The sequence below is a fragment of the Bartonella capreoli genome (assembly GCF_902813205.1).
GTDB classification, from domain to species: Bacteria; Pseudomonadota; Alphaproteobacteria; order Rhizobiales; family Rhizobiaceae; genus Bartonella; species Bartonella schoenbuchensis.
The window spans coordinates 1-383 of sequence record NZ_CADDZX010000406.1 but is presented as its reverse complement, the minus strand read 5'-3'; the positions used below and the strand labels follow the sequence as shown (position 1 = coordinate 383).

The window sequence follows — 383 nt, the reverse complement described above, 5'->3', positions numbered from 1 at the left end:
AATTTATAGAATTCTTCTTGTTTCAAGAATAGTGCGGGTCTATGCTCTATAATGAGTAGTTTAAAAGACAATTGTTTTTAAGTAAAACTTAAATTGCGAGGAGTTTATCATGCTCGAGGTAGTGTTGTCTTCACTTATCTCACCATTTGATGAAAATGGTGATGTCGATGAAAAATCATTTTGCGATTTTGTTGAATGGCAGGTTATACAGGGTATTAATGGTGTAATCCCTGTTGGAACAACGGGTGAGTCACTAACTTTAAGCCATGAAGAACATAAGCGAGTTGTAGGGTTATGTGTTGAGCAGGTTGCTAAGCGTATTGCTGTTGTTGCAGGGGCAGGGTCGAATAGTACCGATGAGGCTGTGGATCTTGTCAAACATG

The 383-nt window shown here is 38.6% G+C and carries 1 protein-coding gene; it reads left to right on the top strand.

The window, feature by feature from the left end; translation table 11 throughout:
* Positions 1 to 109: 109 nt before the first annotated feature.
* A partial coding sequence (locus J7R05_RS09015) for a dihydrodipicolinate synthase family protein (protein ID WP_208541941.1) occupies positions 110 to 383 on the top strand: 274 nt, incomplete at its 3' end.